Source organism: Agrobacterium sp. a22-2, from assembly GCF_012276985.1.
In the GTDB taxonomy this organism is placed as follows: domain Bacteria; phylum Pseudomonadota; class Alphaproteobacteria; order Rhizobiales; family Rhizobiaceae; genus Allorhizobium.
Genome location: NZ_JAAXMM010000001.1, coordinates 506,755 through 521,347, shown reverse-complemented (window position 1 = coordinate 521,347; position 14,593 = coordinate 506,755). Strand labels below are relative to the sequence as shown.

General features: G+C 58.9%; 16 protein-coding genes. 7 read left to right on the top strand and 9 right to left on the bottom strand.

Annotated features, from left to right (window positions below; translation table 11 throughout):
• The first annotated feature begins 142 nt into the window (after window positions 1-142).
• The 5 genes from HFC70_RS02575 to HFC70_RS02555 all read left to right on the top strand — a co-directional run bounded on the left by HFC70_RS02575 (window position 143) and on the right by HFC70_RS02555 (window position 3,826).
• Window positions 143-1,363, top strand: a complete 1,221-nt coding sequence (locus tag HFC70_RS02575; protein WP_168471619.1) for an adenylate/guanylate cyclase domain-containing protein — start codon at window positions 143-145, stop codon at window positions 1,361-1,363.
• A gap of 434 nt (window positions 1,364-1,797) precedes the next feature.
• Window positions 1,798-2,547, top strand: a complete 750-nt coding sequence (locus HFC70_RS02570) for an SDR family oxidoreductase (protein ID WP_168471618.1) — start codon at window positions 1,798-1,800, stop codon at window positions 2,545-2,547.
• A gap of 57 nt (window positions 2,548-2,604) precedes the next feature.
• Window positions 2,605-3,153 carry a flavin reductase family protein gene (locus HFC70_RS02565; protein ID WP_168471617.1) on the top strand — a complete coding sequence of 183 codons (549 nt, stop codon included), beginning with the start codon at window positions 2,605-2,607 and terminating at the stop codon, window positions 3,151-3,153.
• 49 nt (window positions 3,154-3,202) lie between these two features.
• Window positions 3,203-3,487: a DUF1330 domain-containing protein gene (locus HFC70_RS02560; protein WP_168471616.1), complete on the top strand. Its 285-nt coding sequence runs from the start codon at window positions 3,203-3,205 to the stop codon at window positions 3,485-3,487.
• A 36-nt stretch (window positions 3,488-3,523) separates the two neighbouring features.
• The gene (locus HFC70_RS02555) at window positions 3,524-3,826 is read left to right on the top strand and encodes a putative quinol monooxygenase (protein WP_168471615.1); all 303 of its coding nucleotides are present in this window, start codon (window positions 3,524-3,526) and stop codon (window positions 3,824-3,826) included.
• Between the two features lie 245 nt (window positions 3,827-4,071).
• On the opposite strand, the gene HFC70_RS02550 is transcribed toward HFC70_RS02555, so the two are convergent.
• Both HFC70_RS02550 and HFC70_RS26900 read right to left on the bottom strand, forming a co-directional pair.
• Window positions 4,072-4,905, bottom strand: a complete 834-nt coding sequence (locus HFC70_RS02550; RefSeq protein WP_168471758.1) for an AraC family transcriptional regulator — start codon at window positions 4,903-4,905, stop codon at window positions 4,072-4,074.
• A 196-nt stretch (window positions 4,906-5,101) separates the two neighbouring features.
• Window positions 5,102-5,401: a hypothetical protein gene (locus tag HFC70_RS26900; protein ID WP_246735617.1), complete on the bottom strand. Its 300-nt coding sequence runs from the start codon at window positions 5,399-5,401 to the stop codon at window positions 5,102-5,104.
• On the opposite strand from HFC70_RS26900, the gene HFC70_RS02545 reads away from it, so the two are divergent.
• Window positions 5,375-6,103 (top strand): AraC family transcriptional regulator, encoded by a 729-nt coding sequence (locus HFC70_RS02545; RefSeq protein WP_246735616.1) that lies wholly within the window; start codon window positions 5,375-5,377, stop codon window positions 6,101-6,103. The genes HFC70_RS26900 and HFC70_RS02545 overlap by 27 nt on opposite strands.
• Window positions 6,104-6,235: 132 nt before the next feature.
• Here the strand turns inward: HFC70_RS02545 and HFC70_RS02540 are convergent, their stop codons facing one another.
• The 7 genes from HFC70_RS02540 to HFC70_RS02510 all read right to left on the bottom strand — a co-directional run bounded on the left by HFC70_RS02540 (window position 6,236) and on the right by HFC70_RS02510 (window position 13,564).
• Window positions 6,236-7,216: an alpha/beta fold hydrolase gene (locus tag HFC70_RS02540; RefSeq protein WP_168471614.1), complete on the bottom strand. Its 981-nt coding sequence runs from the start codon at window positions 7,214-7,216 to the stop codon at window positions 6,236-6,238.
• 68 nt (window positions 7,217-7,284) lie between these two features.
• Window positions 7,285-8,883 carry an MFS transporter gene (locus HFC70_RS02535; RefSeq protein ID WP_168471613.1) on the bottom strand — a complete coding sequence of 533 codons (1,599 nt, stop codon included), beginning with the start codon at window positions 8,881-8,883 and terminating at the stop codon, window positions 7,285-7,287.
• Window positions 8,880-9,323: a DoxX family protein gene (locus HFC70_RS02530; protein WP_168471612.1), complete on the bottom strand. Its 444-nt coding sequence runs from the start codon at window positions 9,321-9,323 to the stop codon at window positions 8,880-8,882. Before HFC70_RS02530 ends, HFC70_RS02535 begins: the two co-directional genes overlap by 4 nt.
• 185 nt (window positions 9,324-9,508) lie before the next feature.
• Window positions 9,509-11,491, bottom strand: coding sequence for an amidohydrolase (locus HFC70_RS02525; RefSeq protein WP_168471611.1), 1,983 nt, complete (start codon window positions 11,489-11,491; stop codon window positions 9,509-9,511).
• Window positions 11,491-11,781, bottom strand: a complete 291-nt coding sequence (locus HFC70_RS02520) for a XapX domain-containing protein (protein ID WP_168471610.1) — start codon at window positions 11,779-11,781, stop codon at window positions 11,491-11,493. The genes HFC70_RS02525 and HFC70_RS02520 overlap by 1 nt, the downstream gene beginning before the upstream one ends.
• Before the next feature lie 62 nt (window positions 11,782-11,843).
• Window positions 11,844-12,536 carry a hydrolase gene (locus HFC70_RS02515; RefSeq protein ID WP_168471609.1) on the bottom strand — a complete coding sequence of 231 codons (693 nt, stop codon included), beginning with the start codon at window positions 12,534-12,536 and terminating at the stop codon, window positions 11,844-11,846.
• A 95-nt stretch (window positions 12,537-12,631) separates the two neighbouring features.
• On the bottom strand, window positions 12,632-13,564 hold the full coding sequence (locus HFC70_RS02510) for a VOC family protein (RefSeq protein ID WP_168471608.1): 933 nt from the start codon (window positions 13,562-13,564) through the stop codon (window positions 12,632-12,634).
• Between the two features lie 118 nt (window positions 13,565-13,682).
• On the opposite strand from HFC70_RS02510, the gene HFC70_RS02505 reads away from it, so the two are divergent.
• Window positions 13,683-14,582, top strand: a complete 900-nt coding sequence (locus tag HFC70_RS02505) for a LysR family transcriptional regulator (RefSeq protein WP_168471607.1) — start codon at window positions 13,683-13,685, stop codon at window positions 14,580-14,582.
• The last annotated feature ends 11 nt before the right edge of the window (window positions 14,583-14,593 follow it).

The window sequence follows — 14,593 nt, the reverse complement described above, 5'->3', positions numbered from 1 at the left end:
GCAACTACGCGGGCTGCGACGGCGATGAACAACGAGAGGGGTCTGCAGCATTGGTATGATTAGAACCTAAAGGCTCTTGTTTTGGCGAAACTCAGCCCGCACATTAAGTCACTGACAACGTTGCGCGGAAGTTCTAAGTGGCATGACTAACGAAGACATTGAGAGGATTTCCGCGTGGGTAGCGCAGCAAGGACTTCACGGAGCAAGCGAGTCCCTGTTGCTCGGTGGCTTTTGTGCAGCATGTCGTGATGCTGGTTTACCACTTGACCGCAGTCTTGCACTCATTGACACGCTGCATCCGGTTCACGAGGGACGCGCCTTTCGATGGGACAGTCAGCAAGTGGTGGAACCAGAGTTCGAGTACGGTCCTAGCAGTTCTGGAGACGCCTTCGAAAATTGGAAGCGCTCAGCCTTCTACTATCTCTGGGCCGGGAAGGAGTCTGAGGTCAGACGTCGTATCGGACGAGGAGATCCGACCGATTTCGCGATGCTCGACGACATGCGTAACTCCGGCCTTATAGACTTTGTGGCCTTCATCCATCGGTTTGAGAAGCAGGGGACCATTGGGGAGATGGACTGCTTCTTCTCTCACTTCGCGACTCGCGACCCCGGTGGTTTTTCTGATGTCGATCTTCAAAACCTTCGCAAGCTTTTGCCGGTTCTGGCATTGGCGATTAAAAGCACTGCGCTTGCGCGGATCGCAAGGACAATTGCCGAAGTCTATCTTGGGTACGACGCAGCACGAAAAGTCTTCGAAGGTAAAATCAACCGGGGCGCGGCGGAACGGATATCCGCAGCCCTGTGGTTCTCGGACCTTGCAAACTATACAAGAATTTCTGCCTCAGTATCGCCTGAGGAGATCATTCCTCTCCTGAATGATTACAGTGATGTGGTCATCTCAGCAGTCCATGAGGCTGGCGGGTCGGTCCTGAAATTAATCGGGGATGGCGTCCTGGCAATTTTCAGAGCGGATCGAGAGGTCGATGCGTGTGACGCCGCGTTGCAGGCCGAAAACCTCCTTCGTCTGAGGCTGAAATCCCTTAATACCCGTAGGACATCGGAAGGCCGTCCCACAACGGAAGTCTGTCTCGGGCTACATATCGGTGATGTCTTCTACGGGAATATCGGAAGCGAGGATCGGCTCGATTTCACTGTGATAGGTCCCGCAGTAAACGAGGTGAGCCGCATTGTCTCCATGTGTCGATCGTTGGATGTAAACCTACTAACGTCTTCAAACTTTGCAGACTGTATTGAGGGTCGCGATCGCCAGCGTCTCGCATGCGTAGGCCGTTTCGCATTAAAGGGCGTGGAGCGCTCGCAATTGCTCTACACTCTTGATACGCCCGATCACGCCCTCGGCTAAAAGCGAGTTTCCACCCGCGTTCAGCGCAGTTAGCGTGCCCGCATCGGTAGTTCCAGCCATAGACGCGTGGAACCCAGTCGTAGTTTGTCGCGTCTCGCCGAACATGCCCAATTTCTGAAAACGTATGATGGGCGCCTGCTACCAGATATCTTCGATCGGCCTCAGCAAAGGCGACAGCGCGCGTGGCCGCAGACCCATTCTGGTTTACGTCGAAGTCGGCAATGACTTTCGGCCGGCCCAGGTCTTCTGTCGAAACTGGCCTGCCGCCCAGCCACTATCGGCGAGGCTAGTTTTGGATCTGTCGCGATTTTGAGCAAGATCGCGACAGGTCGAGCAAGGCCCCGAGAGAAGGGCGCCGATGAACAGCTTAGCTTCCTCCTTGTCAAAACGAAACGCCCACCGCGGTGGTGGCTTCAAGACAAGGAGTGAAGACAATGACCAACCTGAACGGAAAGATCGCACTGGTCACCGGCGCATCGAGTGGCATTGGTGCTGCTACCGCCGTCAAGCTTGCTGAAGCCGGCGCAAAGGTCGGCCTGGCTGCCCGCCGCACCGAGAAGCTCGAGGACATCAAGAAGCAGATCGAAGCCAAGGGCGGTGAAGCTCTCGTGATCGAAATGGACGTGGTTGGCACGACCTCGGTCGAAGCGGGCGTCAAGAAGCTGGTCGATACCTATGGTTCGATCGACATCCTCGTCAACAATGCCGGTCTTATGCCTCTCTCCGATATCGATCAGTTCAAGGTCGACGAGTGGCAGCGAATGGTGGACGTGAACGTGAAGGGCCTGCTCAATACCACGGCCGCTGTTCTGCCCCAAATGATCAAGCAGCATTCCGGCCACATCTTCAACATGTCCTCGATCGCTGGCCGCAAGGTCTTCAAGGGTCTGTCGGTTTACTGCGCCACGAAACACGCGGTCACAGCCTTCTCCGACGGCCTGCGTATGGAAGTCGGCCAGAAGCACGGCATTCGCGTGACCTGCATCCAGCCGGGCGCGGTCGCCACCGAGCTCTACGATCACATCACCGATCCGGGCTATCGCAAGCAGATGGACGAGCTGGCCGGCCAGATGACCTTCCTTCAGGGCGAGGACATCGGCGACACCATCGTCTTCGCAGCCCAGGCCCCGGCTCATGTGGACGTCGCCGAGCTGTTCGTCCTGCCAGTAGAACAGGGCTGGTAACAGGCCGGCCCTGACGGGTCCCTGCTTCAACGCAGGGACCTCTCAAGGGAGATTGACATGAAGGAATTACCCGCATCTCAAGCGTATCGCCTGTTGGAGCCGGGCCCAATCGTCATGGTCTCCACCAGTGACAACGGCAAGCCCAACGTAATGACTATGGGCTTCCATATGATGATCCAGCACGCCCCACCGCTCATCGGTTGTGTCAACGGGCCCTGGGATCACAGCTATCGGGCTCTCCGGAAAACCGGAGAATGTGTCATCGCTGTACCCGGTCTCGATCTCGCTGAAACCGTTGTCGACGTTGGAAACTGTTCGGGGGATAGGGTGGACAAGTTTCAGAGGTTCGGCCTCAGGACGCGGCCCGCCAGCAACGTGTCCGCTCCGCTCCTCAGTGACTGCCTGGCCAACATCGAGTGCCGGGTTGTCGATACCAGGCTCTGCGACCCCTACAACCTCTTCATCCTTGAGGCGACGAGGATCTGGATCAACGAGAGCCGCAAAGAGCGTCGAATGCTGCATCACCGCGGCGACGGCACGTTCACCGTCGACGGCGGCACCCTCGACCTCAAAGACCGGATGGTCAAATGGCGCCACCTCCCGTGAAGGGCCAGGACCTCCAGAAGCCACAGAACTCAACCGGAAAGGAAAAACTATGTCTGCCTATCTCATCGTTGATCTCGACATTCACGACATGAAGTCGATCGAAGACTATCGGTCCAAGGCCTTGCCGCTCGTCGCCGAAGCCGGCGGCAAGCTTATCGCCATCGATGAAACCCCAATGGAGTTGGAAGGCTGGATAGCTACCAACATGCTCATCATCGAGTTCCCGGACAAGGACGCCATTCGTCAGCTCTTCGCATCACCGGAATATGCGCCGCTTGCGGCTCAGCGTCAGGCTGCGGCCGGATCGCGCATCATTGCGATCAACGGCGTCTGAATACTGCATCGGCTTTACCGAACAAGGAGACCCGAAATGGCTGAATTGACCAACGTGGCCTACTTCACCGCAAAGCCAGGCCGTTCTCAGGATCTGGGTGCCGAACTGCAGCAGCTCGTCACTCCCTCGCGCAAGGAGGAAGGCTGCCTGTGCTACGAGATCCACCAGTCCAATGACGTTCCCGACGTGTGGATGGTGCTCGAAGACTGGCGGCATGTATCCGACTTCAAACTGCATATGAGCACGCATTACGTCCAGGCTTTCATGGCGAAGGTCCCGGATCTGTGCGTCGAAGACGTGGAAATCTGCGGTTACCAGCAGCGGTCTCCGCAGGCCTGACCCAATAGCAGCCGGTTAGATCTTTCGAGAATAAAGCAAGGATCGCTGCCATGGCCCAATGCCCTCGAAAACACATCTCAGCACCTGGCGAACAGACGGAGCGCTCGTTTGGTATGTCGACATTGTGCAGTTCGTTCAGCAGCTTGGCGGGCCTTAATGGTCAAAAGATGCTGCTGCACTGATCGCGGGTTCGATTCCCTTCAAGACCCTCAATTGGGCAGACCCTTACCAAGGGCTGGTGTGGACTACGCGTTACGCCGCCAATTGCCAGGCGTGGTGCCGACGATACCTGCAAAGACGCGCGTGAAATGGCTTTGGTCCGCGAAGCCGCAGGCGATGGCAACTTCGGCGAGCGGAGTATTTGAGGCCCGCAGGAGGTCGCGGGCACGGTCTATTCGCTCACGAAGAACCCATTGATAAGGTGTCATACCGGTCGTCTCGCGAAAGGCGCGAATGAAATAGCCGCGCGACAGATTGCACATCTGCGCGACCGCGGAAATCGACACATTGCCATCGAGGTTTTCGAGAAGCAGACTTTTCGCCAGATCCTCATGCGCACGCGAAAGGCTACCCAATCTATCGGAGGCTTTCGCGGGCCGGCCGCCGTAGCGCTGAACCAGATAGGTGCCGATGGCCGTTGTCATCTGGTCAACGAATAGCGCGTTGGCCTCTTCTGGCTTTTCGAGTGACGGGACCAACGCGCGAGCGAGATTGGCAAGCACGATGTCTTTTGATGCGGTTTCGACTGACAGCGAGGTCACGCCGGACATCTCGGCATCATCGGCAATCTTGCCGAGGGACGCTGGCGAAATTTCAAACAACACGAAATCGAAAGGACCGCGGAGATCCGCCTTGTAGGTGTCCGAGAGATCGCGAATATAGATTGAGTTCTCGATAAATTCGTGGGTGGTCGCATGATGTTCGTGGAAGATGCGCCGCGTGTGGCCACCGAGCGAGGAAACCCCCACGACGAACCCTCGATCGCTTGCCGGTGTCATGACCTGATCGAGTTTAGTGTCGACCGTCGCCTTCCGAAAGATATCGATGTCTGAACCAGGCAGGCTTTGGTTGATCGACAACTGCTTCAACGAACACCCGAACCCGTCGGTCGAGTTTCCATTGGAAGATTGGTGGCGGTGGGGGAGAACTTGGACCACGACGCAGTTCTTTCATTTTTAGACACTCGAACACGGGACCTACCGGTTTTGGTAGCTTTCCCACACTAAGCTTGCCTCACGACAATTTGTTAAATCGGCCCGGCGAGGATCCTTTTGTTCAAGATGGACGTTTGAAACCTGTGTAGGAAATTTTGAAGCGCGGCATCTCGTCGGTACGGCTATACAGTCCCCAGCCAGGATGATCGAGACACATGTGAGTGAAGCGTTGACGGTCAGTGAGAGAATTGTGGCGTGTTTTGGGATTGATGCCGCAAGGACGCTGGTAATCAGGCCCCTTTGCGAAGCCAAGCTCGCTGTCGTCCATCTTGAGCACTCCTATGACAATGGCGAACATGCAGTCGTCCTGCCGGCTGATGACGCTTTTCTGGTCATGCTCTATCTCGTCGACGTTGATCATCGCGACATCCTGCCCGACGGAGCACGAACACCTCTGAAGACCTATTCCAGAGGCTCTATGTGTCTCATCAGTCTGAGGAATGGCGCCGCAATTTCGGTTCGTGGCCGCTTCGAAGCACTCGCGTTTCATATCCCAAGCGCGCTTTTTATCGAGCTCGCTGACGAAGCAGGCGAGCCGCGTATTGATGACCTCACAACCTGCCGCAGGATTAACGATCAGGTGGTCCGCAACATAGGCGGTGCGCTGATACCGATGTTCGACATGCCGGACGAGGTCAGGGATACACTGCTTCCTCATATCGGATTAGCGTTAAGCGCCCATCTTGCGCATCGTTACGGACGGTCCCCCATCCAGCACCTTTCGGCCACCGGTCAGTTGTCACCGCTGCAGGAAAAGCGCATCAAGGCGTACATAGCTGCGAACCTATCAGGCGGCACACCGGTCGATAAGATCGCCGAAGCGTGCGGGTTTTCAGTCGATGAGCTCTGTTCCGGATTTTTGAGCACGACCGGGCAGCCTGTTTCGGAATGGATTGCGTCATATCGAATGAGCAGAGCCCAATCGCAACTGAGCAGAACCGGTGAAACTATTGCCCGGATCGCCGAAGAGTGTGGGTTTCCGGACGAAAATGAATTCGTCGCAACCTTCACGAGGGCCGAGGGAGTACCTCCTGCGGTGTGGCGCTTGCGCAACCGACACTGACGGAAAAACCATCGAGCAGCATTGCTCTTGAGCTGAGCTTGAGAAAAGAAAACTCACGGTGATGGCCATATGGGTCGAGTTTGTGCGGCCGGATCCGGGTGCGGCCAAAATGGCCCCACCCGGACAGTCCCATTAAGCCTGGATAAATGCCAAGAGGTCGGCGTTCAGGACATCGGCGTGCGTTGTCAGCATGCCGTGCGGATAACCCTGATAGACCTTCAGGGTGCCATTTTGCACCAGCTTGACGGAAAGCTTGCCGGCGTTGTCGATAGGCACAACCTGATCGTCGTCGCCGTGCATAACGAGCGTCGGAACAGTGATGGCCTTCAGGTCTTCCGTCTGATCGGTCTCGGAAAAGGCCTTGATCCCGTCGTAATGGGCCTTGGCACTGCCCATCATGCCCTGCCGCCACCAATTCTGGATAACGCCCGGATAGACCTTGGCGTCAGGACGATTGAAACCATAGAACGGACCCGTGGGAAAATCGACGAAGAGCTGCGCGCGGTTCTCGGCGACGCCTTTGCGGATGCCATCGAACACGTCCATCGGCAGGCCGCCCGGATTTGTCTCGGTCTTGAGCATCAGCGGCGGAACGGCTGAAACCAGAACGGCCTTGGCGACGCGGCCGGCCGGCTGGCCGTATTTTGCCACATAACGAGCAACTTCGCCGCCGCCGGTCGAATGGCCGATATGAACCGCGTTCTTCAGATCGAGCGCTTCGACCACGGCGAAGGCATCGGCGGCATAGTGGTCCATGTCGTGACCGTCAGAAACTTGAGCAGAGCGCCCGTGACCACGGCGGTCATGGGCGACGACGCGGAAGCCCTTTGCCAGGAAGAATAGCATCTGTGCGTCCCAATCGTCCGAGGAGAGCGGCCAGCCATGGTGAAAGACGATCGGCTGGGCATCCTTCGGTCCCCAATCCTTGTAGAAAATTTCGACGCCGTCCTTGGTGGTGATATAGCCCATTGTAGTATCTCCTTTGGCTGAGGTGGTGGTCGAAGCAGCGTTGGCCGCCAGGCCAAACGATGCGGGAAGTACCATGGCGACTGCGGCGGCTGCTCCGGAAAGCAATGCGCTGCGGCGGGTGATGGAGGGGAAGTTCTCGGTCATTTTCGCGTACCGTGATCCTTTAATGGCTATGATTCGAGGGTAGGGGTGGATGCCGCTCTCCCGTGTTGCTAGGCGGCCCCCGGCCGGTTGATTGTCAGGAAATGCCGGACAACGGGCTTATCCGTTCCTGAGTGATAGGCGAGGACCTGGCCTTGCAGATCGGCATCGGCATTTGAAACCCGCTTGTGCTGGCGGAGATGCTCGGCCCAGGATTCGACCATGAACCATTCGACGATCTTTTGCGGATCGGCGGAGTCTTCGGTCACCCCCCATCCGTAGGCGCCATCCCGCCGCCGCTCTTGGGACATCTCATTGAGCGCATGCAGGAAGGCTGTGCGATGATGTTTTTCGACATGGTATTCGATGAGGATCAGAACGGGTCCGCGGTCGTGGGCGACTGGCTCGGCGACCAATGGTTCTGGCCAGTGATTGGATGGCACCAGGTCGGCCTCGCCGGACGGAAGCTTGATCCGGTGCATGATGAAGCCGGCGACGAGCAGTCCTGCGGCTCCGATCAATAGGGTGCCGGGCACGCCGGCCGCTTCACCGACAGCACCCCATCCGAGGCTGCCGGCCGTCATCGCACCGTTGAACACGGTCAGATAGACGGCAAGGCCACGCCCCCGGACCCAGTTCGGAAGCACAGCCTGTGCTGCGCCATTCAGCGTCGTAAGGGCAGTAATCCAGGCAGCGCCGAGGAACAGAAGGACGACGACCGCCACCCATTGCGGTGGAGCCAGCGAGAGTGCTGCCATGACCAGAGCCGTCACGACTGCCGAACCCAGAAGCAGGCCGTCGGAATCAAAGCGCTGGCGCAAACGCGGCATCACCAGGGCTCCGCCGATGGCGCCGGCGCCCACGGAACCAAGCAGAAATCCATAGAAGCCTGCGTCCCCGCCCAGAAGTTGGCGAGCGACGAGAGGAAGAAGCGCCCAGACCGCGCTGGCGAAGGCGAAGAAGATCGTCGCCCGCAGGAGCACGACGTGAAGCGGCTTGCTGGCTCGGGTATAGCGCAGTCCGGCACGGAAGGCGCCGAAGAAGTTTTCGGACAATGCGTCATCGGCGTTCTTGGCACGCGGCCACCAGAGGAGCGCGGCGATGACGAGGATGTAAGTGGCGACGTCCGCGCCGTAGGTCACGGCAGCGCCGAACGCGGCGAGCAGCAGGCCACCGGCGGCAGGGCCGATCGAGCGCGCGATGTTGATGCCAAGCGAGTTGAGTGCAACCGCGCTTTTCACATCCTCGCGCGGCACCAGTTCCGGCACGATCGCCTGCCACGTCGGCCCCATCAGCGCAGCGCCGATACCACCCAGAAAGGTCAAGCCGATCAAGGCACTGACAGAAAGCATCCCCATATAGGACAGGAGCATCAGCGAGATGCTGACGCCGGCGAGTAAAAGCTGGATGGCGATCAGGAACTTGCGCCGGTCGAGGATATCCGAAAGTACGCCCGCCGGGATCGCCAGCAGGAAGATCGGCAGGGTACCGGCGGCCTGCACCATGGCGACGGCCGCGGGTGCCGCCGAGAGATCGGTCATCAGCCAGGAACTCGCGACGTCGCGCATGAAGCTGCCGGTGTTGCCCAGTACCGTTGCCGTCCAGAGGACAGCGAAGACAGGCTGACGAAGCGGCGCGAAACTGCCGCCTGACGATTTTGCGGCGCTCATTTGGCTGCTCCCTTGGTAAGGTCGGTGATGGCGACAATGATGAAGGCACCGACAAGACCGAAATGTTCGAAGAAGGCGTTGGTCGCCATCATCCGCTCCATGCCAGCGGGCATTTCCCAGAACCGCAGTGCGATGAAGGTTGCCAGAAGCGTGAAGACGGCGAGCGCCAGTGCACCGAGCCAGCGCAGGAAACCGGATAGGATCATTGCGGAGGCTGTTAGTTCGAACACGATCACCGCGACCGCGAAGAGTACTACCGGGTGGAGGCCGAAATGCTCCATCTCCGCAATCGCACCCTGGAAATCGAAAAGCTTGGTCAGCGGCCCCTGGATATAGGCTGCACACAGGGCGAGCAGCGCAAGGGTCCGGGTGGCGGGGGCGCCAACGATGCCGGCGATACGCGGGCGCCAGCCGTTGGTAGAGAGGGTGTTATCGGTCATGTTAGCTCCTGCAATGTTGGCCGCTTCGTCCATGTGGCGGCGTTGTTTCCAGCCGATGAAGCGATACTGGCCGCAAAGATTAGCATCAACAATTGCATTAAAACTTGAGATTCTATTGCGATATTCGCAATAATATTCCGTGGGGGCACCAATCTGATCGCTGCCCCCTCGATTATGTTGAAAACTCACACGGCCCAGCAGGCGCAACCGAGCGCGCCGAAGAAGCCCTTCAGGTCGGCGATCGGCAGTTTCGATGTCCAGGCGCCGGCGTGGTCATGGCCATGGACTGTGCAGGAATTTGCGCAACCGCAGCTCGAGATCGCGGTTCGGCGCAATGAGTTCATGCCGGCGCCCTGCGGCTCGCCCCAGGCGGCGTAACCACCGAATGCCCGCACGGGCGACCAATCCGGCATGGCCGGAGGCACGTCGTTCTCGTCGAGCGCCTTGAAGTCTCCGGCACCATAGACGATCTTGCCGCCGACCATGGTCAACTGCGAGGACAGGAACGAGATTTCGTCCTCGGCACAGGTGAAGAAGTCCTTGTCCGGCACGACCAGATCGGCGAACTGACCCTTTTCGATGCGGCCCTTCTTGCCTTCTTCGTTGGAGAACCAGGTGACCTTCTCGGTCCACATACGAAGAGCGGTCTCGCGGTCGAGGCAGTTGGCGCGCGGATAGAGCTGCATGCCGCCGACGGTCTTGCCCGTAACCATCCAGGCGAGCGAGACCCATGGATTGTAGGAGGCGACACGGGTCGCATCGGTTCCTGCCGATACGTTGACACCCTTCTCAAGCATGCGCTTGATCGGGGGCGTGGCCTCGGCGACGCCATGACCATAGCGCTCGACAAAATATTCGCCCTGATAGGCCATGCGGTGCTGGGTGGCGATACCGCCGCCGAGCGCCGCGATCCGGTCGATCGAACGATCCGAGATCGTTTCGGCGTGGTCGAAGAACCAGTTCAGACCTTCGAGCGGGATGTCCTTGTTGACTTTCTCGAAGACGTCGAGCGAACGAGAGATGGTCTCGTCATAGGTAGCATGCATGCGCCACGGCCAACGGTTTTCAGCGAGCACGCGAACGACGTCCTCAAGTTCGCCTTCCATCTCCGGTGCCATTTCGGGCCGCGGTTGACGGAAGTCCTCGAAGTCCGCAGCGGAAAAGACGAGCATTTCGCCAGCGCCGTTATGACGGAAATAGTCGTTGCCCTGCTTGTATTTGACCGACTGCGTCCAGTTGAGGAAATCCTGCTTCTCTTCCTTCGGCTTCTGCGTGAAGAGGTTGTAGGCCAGACGTACCGTCAGTTGATCCTCATCCGAAAGCTTCTGGATAACCGCGTAATCGTCCGGATAGTTCTGGAAGCCGCCGCCCGCGTCGATCACACCGGTGATACCCAGCCGGTTGAGTTCGCGCATGAAGTGGCGGGTGGAATTGACCTGGTATTCGAACGGAAGTTTCGGTCCCTTCGACAAGGTCGAATAGAGAATGCCCGCATTCGGCTTGGCGAGCAGCAGCCCGGTCGGATTGCCGTTGGCATCGCGGGTGAACTCGCCGCCCGGCGGGTTCGGTGTGTCCCTGGTATAGCCGACAGCGCGAAGAGCAGCGCCGTTCAGTAGCGCGCGGTCATAGAGATGGAGCAGGAAGACCGGAGTATCGGGCGCGATGGCGTTGATCTCCTCGATCGTCGGCAAGCGCTTCTCGGCAAATTGGTGTTCGGTAAAACCACCGACCACGCGAACCCATTGCGGAGCCGGCGTGATCGCGACCTGCCGCTTCAGCATGTCCATCGCGTCGGCGAGTGAGCGAACGCCATCCCAGCGGAGTTCCATGTTGAAGTTGAGGCCGCCGCGCACGACGTGGGTATGGTTGTCGATCAGACCCGGCAGCATGCGCTTGCCTTTCAGGTCGATGATCTTCGTATCCGGTCCGGCGAGCGTCATCACCTCGCTGTCGGTTCCCACCTCGAGGAACAGGCCGTCTTTCACGGCGACGGCGGTTGCGTTTGGATTTGCGCGATCAAGCGTCGTGATCAGTCCGTTGTGAAAAACGATATCGGCGTGCATGGAAGCAACTCCGGTCTTGATGGGATCGGCGGCATTGGCCGGTGAAAACAGATTTGAAAAGGCGAGGCTTGACGCTGCGCCCAGGAATGTGCGCCGCGTCGTCATCAGCTTTTTCCCGATGTCAAATCGTCGCCCAGGGAGGTCGCCTTCCCTACATTAAGCCCACCCTTTGGAAGGTGACCAAACATGTGCGGCTTGACCTGATGAAGCCAGGAAACGGCAGCGGGCTCGCGGCTCCAGAGATTTTTTGCCAGCGGCACGATCTGTTCGCCGACAAGAATACCGAGCAAGCCGACGAGAGCGACGACGGGCGGAGCCGGGGAGCGGACGTTGAGCAGTCCGTAGATGACGCCGACGAGAAGGCCGGCTGCCAGCGATAGAAGGTAGATTTTCATCCAGGCGTTCCTTTTCCAAAAAGATCGCCCCGCCAAGTGGATCCGGGCGGGGCTGTTTCAGATCAGATAGCGGCCGGGTTCGGGCCGATCCGCTTGCCGTGCTTGACGCGTTCGGCGCCGCCGTGGACATGGGTAACAGCATAATCGATGCCCATGCCGTAGGCGCCGGAATGCTCCTTCACCAGCGCCGTGACCGCGTCATAGGTTTCCTTGCGGGCCCAATCGCGCTGCCACTCCAGAAGGACCTGCTGCCAGGTGACGGGAACGACACCGGCCTGCACCATGCGGTCCATCGCATATTTGTGCGCATCGACGGACGTGCCGCCGGAAGCATCCGCAACCATGTAGATCTCATAGTCGGTATCGTTCATGCAGGAGAGCGCGAAGGTCGTGTTGCAAACCTCCGTCCACAGACCGGAGACGACGACTTTCTTGCGACCATCGGCAGCGTGCTTGGCAAGGGCATCCCGAACGTTCTGGTCGTCCCAGGAATTCATCGACGTGCGCTCGAGGATATCATTGTCCGGGACGACGGCGAGCAGTTCCGGGAAGGTGTTGCCTGAGAAGCTGTCGGTTTCGACGGTGGTGATGGTGGTCGGGATGTTGAAGATCCTGGCTGCCTTGGCAAGGCCAACCACGTTGTTCTTCAGCACTTGGCGGTCGATCGACTGAACGCCGAAGGCCATCTGAGGCTGCTGATCGATGAAGATGATCTGACTGTTCTGCGGGGTGAGGACCTGAAGCTTGCTGGACATCTCGTGTCTTCCTTTGACTGGGTTGAGGATAGGTAATGGGGCAGGCAGGGCGGCACGTCTTGAAAGTTATGCCGCCGTATTGTTGGAAAGTGACTTCAGGCCGCGAGCGGCGTCAGCCCGGCCTCGATCTGGTCGCGAAAAGGCTCGTACCGCGCCGGCAGTTTCAAGACCTCACCCAGATGTGCCGTGTCTTCATCACGGTCGAAACCGGGTTCATTCGTGGCGATCTCGAACAGCACACCGCCGGGTGTGCGGAAGTAGATGGCCCAGAAATAATCGCGGTCGATGACCGGTGTTACCTGGTATCCTGTCTCCATCAGGGCCTTGCGGACCTCCAGCTGCTTGGCGCGGTTCTCGACAGCGAAAGCGATGTGATGGACCGAACCCGCGCCCTGCCGTGCAAAAGGTGTACTCGGAAGAACCTCGAGGTCGATCGTGTCTGCACCATTGCCGCCGGGCATGATGAAGCGGGTGACGTCACCTTCGGTTTCGGCGCGCTCATAACCCATGAAGCCAAGCAGTTCGGACGTGGCAGCGGTGTCATGCAGGCGGAACTTGGCACCGGTGAAGCCCCTGATCCCGACGCTTTCGTCTATGCCGGCACCGTCCCAGGCCTTGCGACCGTCATTTTCCGTTTCAACAAGGGCGAAACCTTCACCGTCTGGACCATTGAAAAGGAGGCGGTCAGCGCCGAAGGCGGTGTCGGCATGGAGGTTGCCGGCTCCCTTTGCCGACAGACGCTCCTGCCAGAAGGAAAGCGTGCCCTTGGGCACCGCAAACTGTGTTTCGCCGACTTCGCCGACGCCGGGGCGGCCGCGCATCACGTCGGGAAAGGGGAAGTAGGTCATGACGGAGCCGGGGGTGCCGGCCTCATCACCGTAATAGAGGTGGTAGACGCTGGGGTCGTCGAAATTCACGGTCTGCTTGACGCGGCGCAGGCCGAGCGTGTCTGTGAAGAATGTGTTGTTCTGGCGGGCATCCGATGCCATCGATGTGATGTGATGCAGTCCCTTGATATCCTTGATCATGATGTTGCCCTTTCGCGGCTGCGTTCGTTCGTCTGGTGTGATTGGAAGCTACCCCCATTGATCGGCTGCCGGAATTGCAATAATAATTGTGATTGAATTGTCTCTGGTGAAATAATCGATGAACGACTACAAACTGCTTCGAACCTTTCTGCAGGCCGCCGAGAAGCGGAATTTTGCGCAGGTTGCGCGCGAGCTCGACATGACCCCCGCAGCCGTCACGCGGGCGATTGCGGCTCTTGAAGAAGATCTCGGGGTACAACTCTTCGTGCGGACCACGCGCCAGGTATCGCTGACAACCGACGGCGCGATCTTCGCCGCACAGATCCAGCCGGCGGTGCTGGCGCTCGACAATGCGCGCAAGGATGTGATGAATGCCCATAAGGCGGATCATGGCCGCCTGCGGATCAGTGCGCCCACCTGGTTCGGCCAGCAGGTCCTGCCGCCAATCCTCTCGGCATTCAAGGAGCGCTACCCGAAGATCAGCTTCGAGATCTCGCTCGCCGATGGTCTCGTGAACATCATCGACGACGACTATGATCTGGCGATCCGCATTTCCGCGGCACCCTCGGACAAGTTCACGATATGGCGCAAGATCAGCGTCGTTCACCGTATCCTCGTCGCAGCGCCGGGCAGCCGGTTTTCCGACATGAAGCACCCGAATGAACTCATTCCTGACGATTGCCTGGCCTATAGCGGCGAGAGCAAGCGGGAGACCTGGGCACTGTCGGACGGCAGCGGCAGCGTCACGATCTCTGCAGGCCGCGCATTTAGCGCCAATAGCGGAGAGGTGCTGGCGAGCATGGCGGCCGACGGCGTCGGGGTCGCCATGCTGCCCAGGTTCCACGTGGCCGAGCAGCTGCGGACCGGACGGCTTGTCCACGTTCTGCGCGACTGGTCACCGCCGGACTTGTGGCTGACTCTCTATTATCCCCCGTACCAGGCGCTGCCGCCGCGCATCGCCTCGTTCTCGAAGTTCTTCGAACAGCAGGTCCCGGCGTTCATGTCGGCAATCGAATGAAGTGTGTTTGT